This window comes from Micromonospora sp. NPDC051227 (assembly GCF_044455385.1).
In the GTDB taxonomy this organism is placed as follows: domain Bacteria; phylum Actinomycetota; class Actinomycetes; order Mycobacteriales; family Micromonosporaceae; genus Micromonospora.
In genome coordinates, this window is the sequence record NZ_JBITET010000001.1 from 681,347 (window position 1) to 697,364 (window position 16,018).

The window sequence follows — 16,018 nt, forward strand, 5'->3', positions numbered from 1 at the left end:
TCCGAGGTGATCGGAACCGGGGCCGCTCAGCTCCAGACGGGCTGGTCGGCGCTCTCGCGTTCTCGCGGGACCACGGGGTCGGGCATGCTCCACGAGCGCCACAGCTGGCTGTACCCGCCCCCGGCCCTGAGCAGCTCGGCGTGCGTGCCGTGCTCGGCGACGCGTCCCTGGTCGAGGACGACGATGCGGTCCGCGGTGGCCGCCTGGCTGAGTCGGTGGGCGACGATCAGCGTGGTACGGCCCTCGGTGGCCGCCACGGCGGCGCGGTCGAGGTCGCGCGCGCCCGCGCTGCCCGCCTCGGCGGTGGCCTCGTCGAGGACCGCGACGGCCGGATCGGCGAGGATGAGGCGGGCCAGCGCGAGCTGTTGGGCCTGGGCCGAGGTGAGCTGCCGCCCACCCTCCCCCACCGCGGTGGCGAGGCCCTCCGGCAGGGTCCGCACCCAGTCGGTGGCGCCGACGAGGTCGAGGGCGGCGGCGATCTCGGCGTCGGTGGCGTCCGGGTCGGCGAGGCGCAGGTCGTCGGCGAGCGGCCCGGCGAAGACGTGCACCTCCTGGCTGACCAGGGCGATCTCGCGACGGAGGCGGTGCTCGTCGAGCTGTGTCAGCGGCACGCCGCGCAGGGTCACCGCGCCGTCGGTGGGCGCGATGATGCCGGCGATGATGCCGGCGAGGGTGCTCTTGCCCGCGCCGCTCGCGCCGACCAGGGCGACGCGCTCCCCGGGGGCGAGACGCAGGCCGATGTCCCGCAGCACCACCGGCCCGTCGTCGTAGCGGTGCTGCCCGACGGTCACCTCCAGTGCCGCCGGTTCACCCCGGTCGAGGCGGGTGGGCTCGGTGCCGGCGGCGGTCGCGGTGTCCGGCAGGGTGGTGACCCCGACGAGTCGGGCCAGGCTGGCCCCGGCCTGCAACACCGAGTCCGACTCGAACAGCAGCAGGCCGATGGGGTTGAAGAGGCGGTGGAAGTAGAGGGCGGCAGTGGTGGCGGCGCCGACGGTGGCCAGGTCACCGCGTACCAGCAGGAAGCCGGCGAGCAGCACGGCGGCGAGCCCCACGAACTCCGAGCGGTTGATGCGCAGGCCGAAGCGGGTGTAGAGACCGAAGATCTCCAGCGACAGGTCGCGGGCGACGCCGGAGCGCTCCGCGATCCGCGCGACGTGGGCGTCCTCCATCCGGTAGGCGCGCACGGTGGCCGCGCCCCGCAGCGCCTCGGCCGTCGCCTGCGCGCGCTCGCCCGTCGCCACCCGCTCGCGGGCGTAGTACGGCACCGACCGCTTGAGGTACCAGCGCAGCGCCACCGCGTACGCCGGGGCCGCGGCCAACCCGGCGATGCCGAGCCGCCAGTCGAGGGCGAAGAGCCCCGCCGCGGTCAGCACGACGGACAGCAGCGCGCCGAGGAAGGCGGGGCCGCTGGTGGCGATCACATTCGTCACCACTGCCACGTCGTCGCCGGCACGTGCCACCAGGTCCCCGGTCCCGGCTCGCTCCAGGGTGGCCGAGGGCAGGTGCAGGGCGCGGTCGAGGACCCGCTCCCGGAGTCGAGCCAGCACGGTCTCGCCGAGGCGCGCGGCGACCGCCGCTCCGGCCGCGGTGAGGAGTCCCGCGAGCACGGCGGCGCCAGCGATCACGCCGGCCCAGGCCACCACTCGAGGCGTGTCGGTTCCGGCGATGACGTCGTCGACGAGGCGACCGAGCACCCAGGGGGCGACCAGTCCGGTCGCGGCGGCGACGACCAGCAACGTGCCGGCGACGGCACTGAGCCCCGGCAGGAGGGCAAGCTCGGTACGGAGGGCGGTCCAGGTCTGGCGGCCGGTGGCCGTCGGCAGCAGGTGCCGGGTGATCGGCTCGGACGTCATCGCAGGGTTTCCTCCCGGTAGCGGGCGTCGCTGGCGAGCAACAGCTCGTGCGGACCCTCGGCGACGACCCGTCCCCGGTCGATCACCGCGACCCGGTCGGTGATCCGCAGCAGCGCCGGGCTGGTGGTGATCAGCACCGTGCCGCGGGTTCCCGCCCCGCGCGCCTCGGCCAGCCTGGTGGCGAGCAACCCCTCGGTCACCGCGTCGACCGCCGTGGTGGGGTTGTGCAGCACCAGCACCGGCGGGTCGGCGACGAGCGCCCTTGCCAGCCCGATCCGCTGCCGCTGCCCACCGGAGAGGTTCGCCCCGCGTTCGGTGAGCACGCGGTCGAATCCGTGCGGGTGGGCGGCGAGCACGTCCTCGGCTGCGGCAGCCCGCACGGCGGCGCGCAGCACCTCCTCGTCGACGGAGGCGCCGGCGCTGAGGTTGGCGCGCAGCGTCCCCTCGAACAGCGCCACGTCATGCTGCTCGACCAGGACCACGGCGCGCGCGGCGTCGATGTGCAGCTCCTCGGCGGGCACGCCGTCGACGCGGACCGTCCCCCGGTGGTCCGCGCGGGGCACCCGGCCGGCCAGCAGCGCGACCAGCGCCTCGGCCTCGCTCGGGCCGTAGGCGAGCACGCCCAGGATCTCACCGGCGCGGACGCGCAGGTTGACGTCGTCGAGGCCCGCGTACGAGACCCCGTCGAGGGCGAGCCGGGACGGGCTCGGGGCGGGCGGCTCGGCGTCGCCCGGCTGGACGACCGGCGCGGCGCCGAGAACCCGGGCGACCCGCCCCGCGGAGGCTCGGGCCATGGCGAACAACTGGACGCAGTACCCGAGCGTCTGCACCGGCTCGGCGATGAACTGGGCCAGCCCGACCACGGCGACGAGCTCGCCGATGGTGAGCCGGCCCTGTAGTGCGAGCCAACCGGCGACTCCGGCGACCGTCGCGAGGAAGAGGCCGTTGACAGTGGTGGTGAGCCCGAGGTGCAGACCCTTGGTGGTGGCGGCACGCAGGGTGATGTCGAGCGCGTGACGGCTGGCTCCCGCGTACCGGCGGGCGGCGTGGTCCTGTGCGCCGATGCCGCGCAGCACGCGCAGGCCGCTGACGAGGTCGACGGCGAGGGCGGTCGTGGCGGCGAGCGCCTCCTGCTGCGACGTGCTGCGCCGGGTGAGTAGCGGCGCCATCCGCTGGAGGGCGATGACCAGCAGGGGTACGCCGATGAGCACCCCGAGGCCGAGAGGAATGTCGACGACGAGCAGCGCGACGGCCGCGACCACGATGGCGGTGAGCGCCGCGGCGGTGAGTCCCGCGACCCGCACGACGAGCGCGGACAGCTCGGCGTCGGATGCCGTCACGGACAGCAGTTCGCCGTCGCGCATGCCTGACCGGCGTCCGCGCGGGTCGAGGGCGCTGCGGACGATCTCGACCCGGGTGGCGTGCGCCTCGTGTTCGACGGCGGCGAACGCCAGTCGTGCGCCGGCCCGGTAGGCGAAGGCGAGCACTGTGAACAGGGCGGCCAGGCCGGCCAGCGAGAGCAGCAGGGCACGGACGTCCCCGGTGGCCACCGCACGGTCGATGACCACGCCGATGGCCACCGGGACGAGGGCTTCGGTGGCCTGATGGGTGCAGAGCAGCGCGATGCCGGCGGCCACCCGGGCCCGCTGTCGACGCAGCGCGCGACGGAGCACCACGCCACCGGTGGTCTCGGCGGCTGTCATGCTCGGATCGATGAGGGCACGGCGACGGACTCCACTTATGATTAGGGCAGGCTAACCTAACATGCCCCCGAAGTGGGATTTGACGCACCGTCCCGGGGCTCACCCACCGGCACCGCACCGGGCAGACCGAGACCCTTGACGGCCGCCGCGACCAGGGCCTCCGGGGGCAGCGAGACATCGAGTACGAGCACCGACTCGTCCGGCTCGGCCGGTTCCAGCGTGGCGAGCTGCGACTCCAGCAGACTGGCCGGCATGTAGTGCCCCTCGCGCCGGGCCAGTCGGGCTCGGATGACCTCCACCGGCCCGTCCAGGTGCACGAAGTCCACCCGGAGCGGGCCTTGGCGGAGCACATCCCGGTACGACCGCTTCAACGCCGAGCAGGCCAGCACCGTCGAGCGGCCCTCCGCGCCGCGATCGGCGATCCACCCGGCGATGTCCCGTAGCCACGGCCACCGGGTGGTGTCGTCCAGCGGTACGCCCGAGCGCATCCGCGACACGTTCTGCGGGGAGTGGAACTCGTCCGCCTCGGCGAACATCAGCCCGGTCACCGCGCCGATCCCACGCGCCACAGTGGTCTTGCCGGCCCCGGAGACGCCCATCACCACGACATGCCGGGTGGGCCGGGCGCCGCGTCGCTCACCAGTCATGAACCGTGCCGTCCTTGAGCCGGTTGAACGGCAGGTACGCCGGCTCGTACGGGAACCGGGCCGCCGCCGCCTCGTCGAGCTCCACCCCGAGCCCCGGTTGGTCGCCCGGGTGCAGGTAGCCGTCAGTGAAGGTGAACGACTGCCGGAACACCTCGTTGGCCAGCGGGGTGTGCTTCATGTACTCCTGGATTCCGAAATTGTGGATGGCCAGGTCCAGGTGCAGGGCCGCGGCCATGCCCACCGGGGAGATGTCGGTGGGGCCGTGGATGCCGGACTTGATCTGGTACTGGGCGGCGAAGTCGAGCAGCTTGCGCATGGCGGTGATGCCGCCGGTGTGGGTGACCGCCGACCGGACGTAGTCGATCAACTGCTCCCGGATCAGGGTCTGGTAGTCCCAGACCGTGTTGAAGACCTCACCGATGGCCAGCGGGGTGGTGGTGTGCTGGCGGACCAGCCGCAGCGCCTCCTGGTTCTCGGCCGGGGTGCAGTCCTCCAGCCAGAACAGGTCGTACGGTTCGAGGGCCTTGCCGAGCTTGGCGGCCTGGATCGGGGTCATCCGGTGGTGACCGTCGTGCAGCAGCGGCAACTCCGGGCCGAACTCGCCGCGCACCGCCTCGAAGACCGACGGCAGGTGGCGCAGGTACGCGCGGGTGTCCCAGTCCTCCTCGGCGGGCAGCGGGGTGCGCTGGGCGGGCTCGTAGTCGTAGCGCTGGCCGGTGGAACTGGGTTGGGCGGCCACGCCGTAGACCGCGTTGATCCCCGGCACCGAGGTCTGCACCCGGATCGACCGGAAGCCCTCGTCGAGGTGGCGACGGATCGAGTCGAACAGCTCGGGGATGTCCCGCCCCGACGCGTGCCCGTACGCCATGATGCCGGTGCGCGACGCGCCGCCCAGCAGTTGGTACAGCGGCATGCCGGCGGCCTTGGCCAAGATGTCCCAGAGTGCGACATCCACCGCGGCGATGGCCGCCATGGTGACCGGGCCCCGCCGCCAGTACGCCGACCGGTACAGGAACTGCCAGGTGTCCTCGATCCGGTGCGGGTCCCGTCCCATCAGCAGCGGGGCGACGTGGTCGCGCAGGTACGAGGCGACGGAGAGCTCGCGGCCGTTGAGCGTGGCGTCGCCCAGACCGGTGATGCCCTCATCAGTGGTGATCTTGAGGGTGACGAAGTTCCGGTCGGGGCTGGTCACGATGATGTCTGCTGCGACGATCTTCACGGGGTGCCTTTCGTTCTTGCCGGTCGGGGTCTCACCACTCCGCGTAGGAGCCGTCGGGGTGCCGCCAGGTCGGGCTGCGCCAGGCGTGCCCGCGCTTGTCCGCGGTCCGTACGGCGTGTTCGTCGATCTCGATGCCGAGACCGGGCGCTGTCAACCGCTGCACGTATCCGTCGACGAAGGTCAGCGGGGTCTGGTCGAGGCAGTAGTCGAGCACCTCGGCGCCCTGGTTGTAGTGGATGCCGATGCTCTGTTCCTGGATCAGGAAGTTGGGTGTGGCGAAGCCGACCTGGAGGCAGGCGGCGAGGGCGATCGGCCCGAGCGGGCAGTGCGGGGCGAGCTGCACGTCGTACAGCTCGGCCAACGTGGCGATCTTGCGAACCTCGGTGATGCCGCCGGCGTGCGCGAGGTCCGGCTGGGCCACGGCGATGCCGGCCTGCAACACGGGCAGGAACTCCTGCCGGCTGTAGAGCCGCTCCCCCGTCGAGATGGGGGTGGTGGTGCTGCGGACGACCTCACCGATCAGGTGCGAGTTCTCCGGAACCACCGGTTCTTCCAGGAAGAACGGCCGGTACGGCTCCAGCAGCGGGGCGACTCGCCGGACGTTGGCGACTGTGAACCGACCGTGAAAGTCGACAGCGACGTCGCGGTCGTCGCCGAGGACCTCGCGGGCGACGGCCACCCGCTGCACCACCGCGTCGAGGTCGGCGACCGAGGCGAGCGCACCCATCGGCCCGGACGCGTTCATCTTCACCGCGGTCAGGCCCGCCTCGATCCGGGCGCTGATCTGGTCGCGGATCTCGGCGGGCTCGTCACCGCCGATCCAGCCGTAGACCCGGATCCGGTCCCGGACCGGCCCACCGAGGAGCTGGTGCACGGGGGCGCCGTAGTGCTTACCGGCGATGTCCCAGAGCGCCTGGTCCAGACCGGACACCGCGCTGGCCAGGATCGGGCCGCCACGGTAGAAGGACCCCTTGGTCAGCACCTGCCAGTGGTCCTCGATGCGCAGGGCGTCCCGTCCCGTGAGCAGCTCGCTGAGTTGGTGGACGGCCGTGCGCACGGTCTCGGACCGGCCCTCGCAGGTCGCCTCGCCCCAGCCGACGATGCCGGACTCCGTCTCGATCCGGACGAACAGCCAGCGGGGCGCGACCAGGAACGTCTCCACCTTCGCGATCGTCGTCATGTCCCGGTCAGCCCTTCGTGGCACCGGCGGTGAGGCCGGAGACGACGTACTTCTGCACGAACAGGGCGATCAGCATGATCGGCAGGGTTACCACTGTCGCGGCGGCCATCAGGCCGCCCCAGTCGATGCTGGCGTAGCCGACGAAGTCGAAGATCGCCACGGGCAGCGTCTTGGTGTCGGAGCCGGAGAGCACCAGGGCGAACATGAAGTTGTTCCAGGAGAAGATGAACGAGAGGATGCCGGCGGTCGCGACGCCGGGCACCGACAGCGGCAGGGTGATCCGCCGGAACGCGCCGATGTGGGTCAGCCCGTCGACCAGCGCCGCCTCTTCCAACTCGCTCGGCAGGCCGTCGAAGTAGCCCATCATGATGTAGACGATCAGCGGGAGCGACACGAACATGTGGCTCAGGATCAGCACGCTGAACCCGCCGACCAGCTTCAGGTTCGAGAAGACGTAGTACCAGGGCACCAGTAGCGAGACGCCCGGGATCACCCGGGCCATGAGCACGACGAGCGCCGACTTCTTCATGTTGAAGCGGCTCATCGAGTAGGCGGCGGGCACCCCCAGCAGGAGTGAGAGCGTGGTGGCCGCGAACGCCACCCAGAGGCTGTTGCCGATGAACTCGAGATAGTTGGCCTGCTGGAGGACGGTCTCGTAGTTCTTCAGGCTGGGCGAGAAGACGAACGCCTTGGCGGTGTCGTAGATGTCCACGTTGGTCTTGAACGACGCGGCGATCATCCAGAGCAGCGGCGCCATCAACGCGAACACCACGACGACGAGAGCCGAGTTGCGGAACACCCGGTACGGCTTGCTCGGCTTCATCGGCCCAGCCCCTTCTTGCGATAGGTGAGGGCCCACATCACCCCGATGATGATCAGGAAGAAGATGATGAGGACGGTCGAGGAGACGCCGTAGTCGTTGTAGTCGAAGCTGAGGCCGTACGCGTACACGTTGAGGGTCTCGACCTCGTGGAACGACCCGCCGCCGCGCCCCTTGGTGGCGTAGAGGATGTCGAACGTCTTCAACGCGTCGATGCCACGCAGCAGGATGGCGACGATCACCGTGGGCATCAGCAGCGGGAGGGTGACGTGCCGGAACCGCTGCCAACCGCTGGCGCCGTCGATCCGGGCCGCCTCCTGGGGCTCGTCGGACAGCGAGGTGAGCCCGGCGAGCAGGATCAGCACGACCATCGGCGTCCACTGCCAGATGTCGATGAACATCGTCGTCGGCAGGGCCGAGTGCTGCCCGGCCAGCCAGGGCTGGGGGCCGATGCCGATCCAGCCGAGCAGCTGGTTCGCCATCCCGATGTTCGGGTCGAAGATCAGGCGCCACATCATGCCGACCGCCACCGGAGTGGCCACCAACGGCAGGAGGATCGCGACGCGGACCCACTTCTCACCGCGGAAGGGCCGCCACAGCAGCAGGGCGATCGCCATGCCGAGAATGACCTCGAAGAACAGCACGACGCCGGTGAAGAGGACCGTACGCCAGACCGCCGGCCAGAACCGGTCGGTGTCGGCGAGCACGTCGAGGTAGTTCTGGAAGCCGATGAACTCGGACTCGGCGCGCACCGAACCCTCGGCGTCGGTCAGGCTCAGGTACCCGGTCCACGCCACCGGAAAGATGATCAGCACGGCGACGAATGCCATGGCGGGTGCCGCGAAGAGCCACTTGCGGTGTTCGTTGGCCCAACGCGACCAGGCCGACGTCGTGTCCACTGACGGCGCGGGGGCCTCGGGCGAGTCGGTACGGGGGGTGAGAACGGCTGACATTGAGATCTCCGGGTTGGAGGGGTCAGGTCCCGGCGAGGCGGCGGAGCCGGTCGGCCCCGCCGCCCGGCGCGTGAGTTACTTCGCCTCGTCGTCGAGGAACTTCTGGAACGCCGCGTTCGCCGCGTCCGCCGAGCTGGCGGCGTCCTTGCCGGTGATCGCGTCGACGATCGGCTGGCCGACGATCTCCCGCGCCTCAGCCACCTTGACCACCAGCGGACGGTCGTGCCCGACGGCGTTGGCGATGCTGACCGTGTTGGCCTCGGCAAGGTCCTTCGGCAGGGTCGCGGTGCTCGCCGGGTTCGCCCAGACCGAGCTACGGGCACCGGGTACGCCGGCCGTCTGCTGCGCCAGCGCCTGCTCCTTGCCGGCGGCCCACTGGATGAACTTCCAGGCGTTGTCCTTGTTCTCCGAGCTGTCGTTCATGCCGAGCGCCCAGGAGGGGATGTTGTACGGCTTCGATCCGGCCGGGCCGGCCGGGAAGGCGGCGAAACCGACGGAGTCGACGACCTTGGACTTGGTCGGGTCGGTGGCGTTCTTGTAGAGCGAGTTGGCCTCGGTGTAGAAGGCGGCCTTGCCCTGCGTGAAGATCGCCATCGCCTCGGACCAGCTCATGTCGGTGCTGATGTTCTCCGGGCCGTGGTCCCTGAGCAGCCCGCCGTAGTAGGCGTACGCCTGCTTGGCCTGCTCGGTGTTGACAGTGGCCTTCCCGTTGGCGTCCACGAAGTCGCCGCCGAAGCTGAAGAGGAAGCTGGAGAACTGCGTGACGGCGGCGGCCTTGCCGGTACGAGCGACGAAGCCGGCGACGCCCGGGTTGTCGGCCTCGATCTTCGCGGCCTGCGCTTTGAGCTCGTCGAGGGTCTTGGGCGGCGCGGTGAAGCCGGACTTCGTCAGCAGGTCCTTGCGGTAGTAGAGGACCTCCTGCTCGGTGATGATCGGCAGACCGACGACCTTGTCCTCATAGGTCGTCGCCTGCATTGGCTCAGCCTGGAAGTCACCGAACTCGAAGGCGCTGTCGGACTTGACCTTCTCGCTCAGGTCGGCGAGGTACTTGTTCTTGCCGAACAGCTTCCCCTCCTGCAGCGGCCGGTACATCATCACGTCGAGGTCGGTGGAGCCGGCGTTCAGCTTGACGTTGTACTGGTCGGAGAGCTGGTCCTCGCCGAGCTGGGTGACTTCGACAGTGAGGCCGGACTGCTTCTCGAACTCCGGCAGGGCCTTCTTGATGTTCTCGGTCCACACGTGGTTGACAAGTGTCACGCGAACGGTCTTCGAGCCCTCGCCGCCGCCATCGCCGCCGCACGCGGCCAGGCTCATGGCGGTGACCACAGCCAGAGAAGTGCCGATTATCGATCGACGTCGCACGCTTGTCTCTCCTTCTGTCGTGGTCGCCGCCCCGAGAGAGCCGCTACCTCGGTGTTACATCCGCTTAACATCGGGATGCTAGGCCGAAAAAGCTGATTACCTCAAGAGGTTGATGCAAATGATATGATCTTTGAGTGGAACCGTCCTCATCAGAGGTTGCAGCCGCTCCGGCCCTCCCCGCCGAGTCCGGGCTGCACGCGCGCGTCCTCGAACACCTCGGCACCGCCATCTGCGGCGGCGAGTTGGCACCCGGATCGGTCCTCAACATCGACGAGCTGGTCGACCGGTACGCCGTGTCCCGCTCGGTCGTCCGCGAGGTGCTACGGGTGCTGGCCTCGATCGGATTCATCGAGGCGCGCCGACGGGTAGGTGTGATGATCCGACCGGCGAGCGCGTGGAACGTCTTCGACCCGCAGGTGATCCGTTGGCGACTCGCCTCGGGCGGCCGGATGGCCCAGCTCCGCTCGATCACCGAGCTGCGCACCGCCGTCGAGCCGCACGCGGCCTACCTGGCCGCCAGCCGGATCGGCCGGGACGAGGCGAGCGACCTCGTCGGGCTGGCGGCGAAGATGTGGGCCGCCGGCGAGGCCGGCGACGAGGAGCGCTTCCTGCACCTCGACATCGAGTTTCACCGGCGCGTCCTGCTCGCCTCCGGCAACGAGATGTTCGTCCGGCTCCAGGAACTGGTCGCGGAGGTGCTCACCGGCCGGCACAAGCACCACCTCATGCCGCACCACCCGCACGAGCAGGCCCTCCAGATGCACGCCGACGTCGCCCAGGCGATCCAGCGGCGCGACGGGGAGCGTGCCCGGGGGGCCATGGTGCAGCTGATGGAGCAGGCCTTCGACGAGATGAAGTCGCTGTGGGAGCAGACTGCTCTACCCGACCGGAGCAAAGCCGAGTAGGTCCCGTAGTCCCCAGGAGGGCCGGCCCGTCGGGCCGGCCCTCCTGTCGTCATCCGTCACTCGGTCCTGGCACGGAGGCTCCGGGCCAGGACGGGGATCATCACCGCCGCGGCGACAAGGTGCAGCCCGAGCAGAGCGGTGATGGTGGCCGCGTTCGCCCCCGAGATGAGGGGCGGGACCAGCGAGAGCGCGGTCAGCGCCATTGCCGTCCAGGTGAACCGGTCGGCGGGTCGAGCGCTCCACCGGAGCAGAGCCACGGCGATGACGACGCCCACGACCGAGAAGAAGCCGGTCACCACGGCGAACCCGGACAACGGAATCGTCTCGCCACCGTCGGGGATCTCGAAGTCGACGCCAGCGGCCCGGGCCAACGCGGCGGCGAGGGTGGTGCTCACCATCGCCGCGAGCGTGGCAATCAGGCTGGTGCCGGCGAGCCCGCGGAATCGGTGGGTGTAGCTGGGTCGGCCCGATGCCGGGCCGGCGACAGTCTCGGTGTCCTTCATGCTGTTCATGTCGTCTCCCTCAGCTGGAGGCTGTCGTACCGGATGTGTTGACTGGCGTGTGACGGCACCGGGCGTGCAGACACGCACCCTCGCCGTGCAACGGCCGGGGTTGCGCAGCGCGCGGACGCCGGTGCCGCGCAGCCAGAACCCGGCATCGCGTCCGAGGACCGGCCCGGGCTCTCCGTCGCGCAGCTCCAGTTGCACCCGCCCACTGGTGACGACACCGAACGCGTCGTACCAATCCGCCGTGACCACCGCGGCACGCGCGCCACCGCGCAGCGTGAGCGTCCACACCGGACTACTCCGTGCCGTCCGCCGGCAGGCGCTCCGGCAGCCCGAGCCGCGGGAACTGGTCGTCGTGGAAGGTGACGATCTCGGTGATCGCGCCGCCGGTGACGCGCAGGACGTCGATCGTCAGCGGCAGGTACGCGCCCTCCTGCTTGCGCCAGTGGTAAAAGGCGACAGCGGGCTGGCGGTTCACCGAGGTGGGGATCCCGCGCAGGCCCGTCATGCCGTCGAAGCCATCCTCGACCCAGCTGTTCACCACCGCGTCGCGGCCGACGTACAGGCCGGGCGTGGGCGGCATCGAGCAGCGGACGTCGTCCCGCAGCATGCCAGCGAGCACGTCGACGTTCGTGGCCACGCTGGCGTCGGTGAAGCGGCGCACCAGCTCGCGCGTGCCGGCGTCCTCCTCGCCGCCGGTCCAGTCCTGCCGCTCGGCGGGCAGGTGCTCCCGCATGCCGGCGCGAGCCCGCTGCAGGGCACTGTTGACCGAGTTGACCGAGTCCCCGAGCAGCTCCGCGACGTCCTTCGCCGGCCAACCGAGCACGTCCCGCAGGATCAGCACGGCCCGCGGACGCGGCGCGAGATGCTGGACCGCGACCAGGTACGCCAGCTCGATCGTCTCCCGCGCGACGGCGACGGTCTCCGGCTCGTCCGCGTCGCCCGCGGGCAGCTCGTCGAGCAGCCGGTCGGGGTAGGGCTGCAACCACAGCACCTCGCCGCCGGTCGCCGGCTCCGGGCGGCGCTTGGCGAGCAGGTCCAGGCAGGCATTGGTGGCGATCCGATACAACCAGGCCCGGAACGTCGAGCGCCCCTCGAACGTCTCCCGCCGCCGCCAGGCACGCAGGAACGTCTCCTGCACGGTGTCCTCGGCGTCCTCGTACGACCCGAGCATCCGGTAGCAGTGCACGTGCAGTTCCCGCCGGTGCCGCTGCGCCAGCCCCGAGAACGCCGGCTCGTCGACCTCGCCCAGACCGCTCACGCCCAGCTCCTCCAGCCGCGTGTCCGCACTCATCACGTCATCCTTCCGCCTCGTCATGTCCTGTCGTAGGTATGACGGGCGCGGACGCGACGAGTCATCACTCGGGCGTTGGCGGTGGGCCGGCTCCGTTGCGGCCGGCGCGATGATCAGGTGATGAAAAGTAGGTCAGGAAGGGTCCGGGAGCCTGTTTCTCATCACCTGATCATGGCCAAAGTGGCTGTGTCAGCGGCCGCTGCCCGATCGGCCCGCACCGGCGGAGGGCCGGTGCGCGATGCGGGGCGCCCGCACGGCGGAGGCGTTGCCGGCGCCGGGGCGGTAGTCCCGTGCCGCGCTGGCCACCATCTCGTCGGAATCGCGAGCGAGCGCCTGCCGGATGTGCGACGGCACGAACTCGGACGTCGCCATCGCCAGTCGGACCTGCACCGCGCGGTCGTCGACCAGGCGGGTCAGATCCGCCTCGCTCAGCTCGACGGCCCGCACGAGCGCGGCACGGACGTCGACCACCGGGTCCGCGGCGAGCGCGCTGCGCTGCTCGGCGGTGGTCCGCGGGTTGCGGGCAACCCCCTTGCGTACGCGTGCGGTGCGATCGGCCAGCAGGGCGGTGATCACGTCGGGGTGGTGGGTGTGCGTGGCGAGTCGTTCCCGTACCTCGGGTGACACGTCCTCGATCAGCTTGGCGGCCAGCTCCGGCTCCAGCTCCCGACTCTCCGCGAGGAGGCCGCGAAGCTCCTTGTCCGAGGTCTCCGACATGACCTGGCGGATCGACTCGTCACAGGCCGGGTTGCCGGCGACCGCCCAGCGGACCCACCGGTCGGCGTCCTTGACCAGGCGCATGAGGTTGGCGATCGAGGTGGAGGGGTTCCTCGCCACGGCCTCCCGGACCTGACGATCATGGTCGCGAGTGAGCGGTCGCAGGGCCTGCGCGGGTGCGTCGGCACGTGAGGCGACCGCCTTGCGGACCAGGACCGACGGATCGGACGCCAGGTCGATAAGGGTCATTTGTGGCGTTGTGGGGTCCTGAGCGAGGGCGAGCCGAGCGTCAGCGCTGCCACCGATCGGACGGTGGGCGGTGGTGCCGGACCCGCTGTGACGGTCGGCCTCGCCGACGTCCTGCTGTTTCCCCATGCCGCAATCATGTCACGCGCCCGGTTCGGCAGTACCGGCCGCGGGCGGGACCGGGGCGGGCAGGCGCAGGCCGGACATGCCGCCGTCCACCGGCAGCGACGAACCGGTCACCGAACCGGTCGCGGGCGAGGCGAGGTAGACGACGGCGGCGGCCACCTCGTCGGCGGTCACCAGGCGGCCGGTCGGCTGCCGGGACGCCAGCTGCCGCTTCTCGGCCGTCGGGTCGGCCGCGCCGGCGAGCAGGCGGGCCACCCAGGGCGTGTCGACGGTGCCGGGGGCGACACAGTTGACCCGGACGCCCTCCGTCACCAGGTCGGCGGCCATGGCGAGGGTGAGGGCGTGCACGGCACCCTTCGACGCCGAGTACAGGGCGCGTTTGGGCAGGCCGACGGTCGCCGCGATCGAGGAGATGTTGACGATCGCCGCGGACGACGACCGGCGCAGGTACGGCAGGGCGACGGCGCTGGTTCGGGCCACGCCGGAGACGTTGACGTCGAGTACCCGGCTCCACTGCTCGTCGTCGTCCTCCTCGACGGTGCCCACGGCCGAGATGCCGGCGTTGTTCACCAGGATGTCGATGCCGCCGAACGCCTCCGCGACCGAGGCGACGGCCGCGCTGAGGGAGGACCGGTCGGCCACGTCCGCCCGGACGCCGAGTACGCCGGGATCCTCCGGCAGACCGGACAGCTCCAGGTCCAGGACACCCACCCGGGCACCGGCGGTGGCGAACGCCCGCACGCAAGCGAGGCCGATCCCCGATCCACCTCCGGTCACCACCGCCACGAGACCGTCACACCGCATCAGGCGTCCCGGAGCGTGTTGCGCTGCCGGCCGAGGCCGTCGATCTCGACCTCCATCACGTCGCCGACGGCCAGGTACGGGAAGCGGCCGGAGAGCGCCACTCCCTGCGGGGTGCCGGTGTTGATGACGTCGCCCGGGTCCAGGACGGTGAACTGGGACAGGTGCCAGACCAGGTACGCCACGTCGAAGATCATGTCTTTGGTGCTGGAATCCTGGCGCGGCTCGCCGTTGACCCAGGAGCGCAGCCGCAGCGCCTGCGGGTCGCCGATCTCGTCGGCGGTGACCAGCCACGGGCCGAGCGGTTGGAACGTCTCGCAGGACTTGCCCTTCGACCACTGGCCGCCGGAGACCGCGAGCTGGAAGTCCCGCTCGGAGACGTCGTTGGACAGCACGTACCCGGCGATGTGCCCGAGGGCGTCGGCCGGTGAGGCGAGGTAGCGGGCTGGTCGGCCGATCACCACAGCCAGCTCCACCTCCCAGTCGGTCTTCGTCGATCCGCGCGGGATCAGAACCTCGTCGTACGGGCCGACGACGGTGTTGGGCGCCTTGTAGAAGATGATCGGGTCGGTCGGTGGCGCGGCACCGGACTCGGCGGCGTGCGCGGCGTAGTTCTGCCCCACGCAGAGCACCACCCCCGGTCGGGCGATCGGCGCGCCGACCCGCTGACCGGTGACGTCGATCTCGGGCAGGTCGGTGGCCTCGCGGGCCCGCCGGACCCCGTCGCCGGCAAGGAACTCGCCGTCGATGTCGACGGTGAGCGACGAGAGGTCGAAGTGCCGCCCGTCGACGTACAGCACGGGGCGTTCCCGCCCCACGGGCCCGACGCGCATGAATCTCACGAACCAACCTCCAGCGCATGGGTCGCAAAAGACCCAATTTCCTATAGGATGTTGTTTGGCTCGTGTGTACTCGCTCACACCGGCACAGTCAAGGGCTTGCTGAGGAGACGAGATGGCCCAGCAGGAACCTCGCGAGGGTCGACTTCGTCCCGCCCGTCGACTCACCCTCAGCGAGGACGTCTACGAGTCGATAAAGACGCTGGTCATGGACCACATCCTTCCCCCCGGCGAGCGGGTCAACATCGACGCGCTGGCCCGGGAGCTGGACGTCTCCCCCACCCCGGTCCGCGAGGCCCTCGCCCGGCTGGAGGCCGACGCCCTGGTCCGTAAACGCCCGCTCTCCGGCTACACCACCACGCCGCTGCTGAGCCGTGCCGAGTTCGACGACCTGTTCGACGTGCGCCAACTGCTGGAGGGCGCCACCGCCGGGCGGGCCGCCACGCACGCCTCCGCCGAAGCCCGCAGGCGCATCAGCGCCGAGGCGGCGGCGAGCATCGACGTGGAGGCCGGCGACGGCTATCGCCGACACGCCGCCTTCACCGCGCTGGACGCGAGGTTCCACGACCTGATCGCCGAGGTCTCCGGCAGCCCACTGCTGCGCGACACCATCACGCGGCTGCACTCACACCTGCACCTGCACCGGCTGTACTTCCCGGTCGCCGGCGCGCCGGACACCAACACCGAGCACCAGCGCATCGCCGCCGCCATCGTCGCCGGCGACGCGGCAGCCGCCACCGAGGCGATGCGCGCCCACCTCAGCGCGGCTCGGGAGCGTCACGTGCCCGCCTTCGACCGGCTCCCCACCCTCAAAACACCGCGCGACTCGGCGTGACCCACCCCCACA

Annotated in this window: 15 protein-coding genes; 2 read left to right on the forward strand and 13 right to left on the reverse strand. The window is 70.8% G+C overall.

The genetic code is table 11. The annotated features are described in order from the left end of the window. Positions 1 to 26: 26 nt before the first annotated feature. The 8 genes from ACIA47_RS03130 to ACIA47_RS03165 all read right to left on the reverse strand — a co-directional run bounded on the left by ACIA47_RS03130 (position 27) and on the right by ACIA47_RS03165 (position 9,737). Positions 27 to 1,853: an ABC transporter ATP-binding protein gene (locus ACIA47_RS03130; protein WP_396704994.1), complete on the reverse strand. Its 1,827-nt coding sequence runs from the start codon at positions 1,851 to 1,853 to the stop codon at positions 27 to 29. Further along, a complete protein-coding gene (locus tag ACIA47_RS03135; protein WP_396704996.1) occupies positions 1,850 to 3,556 on the reverse strand; it encodes an ABC transporter ATP-binding protein in 1,707 nt (568 codons plus the stop codon). Before ACIA47_RS03135 ends, ACIA47_RS03130 begins: the two co-directional genes overlap by 4 nt. A 56-nt stretch (positions 3,557 to 3,612) precedes the next feature. Beyond that, complete coding sequence (locus ACIA47_RS03140; protein ID WP_396704998.1) at positions 3,613 to 4,203, reverse strand: gluconokinase; 591 nt, start codon at positions 4,201 to 4,203, stop codon at positions 3,613 to 3,615. Next, the gene (manD, locus tag ACIA47_RS03145) at positions 4,193 to 5,422 is read right to left on the reverse strand and encodes a D-mannonate dehydratase ManD (RefSeq protein ID WP_396705000.1); all 1,230 of its coding nucleotides are present in this window, start codon (positions 5,420 to 5,422) and stop codon (positions 4,193 to 4,195) included. Before manD ends, ACIA47_RS03140 begins: the two co-directional genes overlap by 11 nt. 31 nt (positions 5,423 to 5,453) lie before the next feature. After that, entirely contained in the window at positions 5,454 to 6,602 is a 1,149-nt protein-coding gene (gene dgoD / locus ACIA47_RS03150; RefSeq protein ID WP_203122796.1) for a galactonate dehydratase, read from the reverse strand. A gap of 7 nt (positions 6,603 to 6,609) precedes the next feature. After that, the gene (locus ACIA47_RS03155; protein ID WP_396705002.1) at positions 6,610 to 7,425 is read right to left on the reverse strand and encodes a carbohydrate ABC transporter permease; all 816 of its coding nucleotides are present in this window, start codon (positions 7,423 to 7,425) and stop codon (positions 6,610 to 6,612) included. After that, positions 7,422 to 8,375: a carbohydrate ABC transporter permease gene (locus ACIA47_RS03160; protein ID WP_396705004.1), complete on the reverse strand. Its 954-nt coding sequence runs from the start codon at positions 8,373 to 8,375 to the stop codon at positions 7,422 to 7,424. Before ACIA47_RS03160 ends, ACIA47_RS03155 begins: the two co-directional genes overlap by 4 nt. Positions 8,376 to 8,450: 75 nt before the next feature. Beyond that, positions 8,451 to 9,737, reverse strand: coding sequence for an ABC transporter substrate-binding protein (locus ACIA47_RS03165; RefSeq protein WP_396705006.1), 1,287 nt, complete (start codon positions 9,735 to 9,737; stop codon positions 8,451 to 8,453). Positions 9,738 to 9,871: 134 nt separating this feature from the next. On the opposite strand from ACIA47_RS03165, the gene ACIA47_RS03170 reads away from it, so the two are divergent. Then, positions 9,872 to 10,642, forward strand: coding sequence for an FCD domain-containing protein (locus tag ACIA47_RS03170; protein ID WP_203122795.1), 771 nt, complete (start codon positions 9,872 to 9,874; stop codon positions 10,640 to 10,642). A 56-nt stretch (positions 10,643 to 10,698) separates the two neighbouring features. On the opposite strand, the gene ACIA47_RS03175 is transcribed toward ACIA47_RS03170, so the two are convergent. From ACIA47_RS03175 to ACIA47_RS03195, 5 genes are all read right to left on the reverse strand, one after another. Beyond that, positions 10,699 to 11,439: a DUF6069 family protein gene (locus ACIA47_RS03175; RefSeq protein WP_396705009.1), complete on the reverse strand. Its 741-nt coding sequence runs from the start codon at positions 11,437 to 11,439 to the stop codon at positions 10,699 to 10,701. Positions 11,440 to 11,443: 4 nt separating this feature from the next. Continuing rightward, the gene (locus tag ACIA47_RS03180) at positions 11,444 to 12,442 is read right to left on the reverse strand and encodes an RNA polymerase subunit sigma-70 (RefSeq protein WP_396705011.1); all 999 of its coding nucleotides are present in this window, start codon (positions 12,440 to 12,442) and stop codon (positions 11,444 to 11,446) included. A 189-nt stretch (positions 12,443 to 12,631) separates the two neighbouring features. Next, the gene (locus ACIA47_RS03185; protein WP_396705013.1) at positions 12,632 to 13,534 is read right to left on the reverse strand and encodes a hypothetical protein; all 903 of its coding nucleotides are present in this window, start codon (positions 13,532 to 13,534) and stop codon (positions 12,632 to 12,634) included. Between the two features lie 12 nt (positions 13,535 to 13,546). Next, positions 13,547 to 14,308, reverse strand: coding sequence for an SDR family NAD(P)-dependent oxidoreductase (locus ACIA47_RS03190; protein WP_396705015.1), 762 nt, complete (start codon positions 14,306 to 14,308; stop codon positions 13,547 to 13,549). Positions 14,309 to 14,334: 26 nt separating this feature from the next. Continuing rightward, positions 14,335 to 15,174 (reverse strand): fumarylacetoacetate hydrolase family protein, encoded by an 840-nt coding sequence (locus ACIA47_RS03195; RefSeq protein WP_203122792.1) that lies wholly within the window; start codon positions 15,172 to 15,174, stop codon positions 14,335 to 14,337. 112 nt (positions 15,175 to 15,286) lie between these two features. On the opposite strand from ACIA47_RS03195, the gene ACIA47_RS03200 reads away from it, so the two are divergent. After that, positions 15,287 to 16,006, forward strand: coding sequence for a GntR family transcriptional regulator (locus ACIA47_RS03200; protein ID WP_203122791.1), 720 nt, complete (start codon positions 15,287 to 15,289; stop codon positions 16,004 to 16,006). Positions 16,007 to 16,018 lie beyond the last annotated feature (12 nt).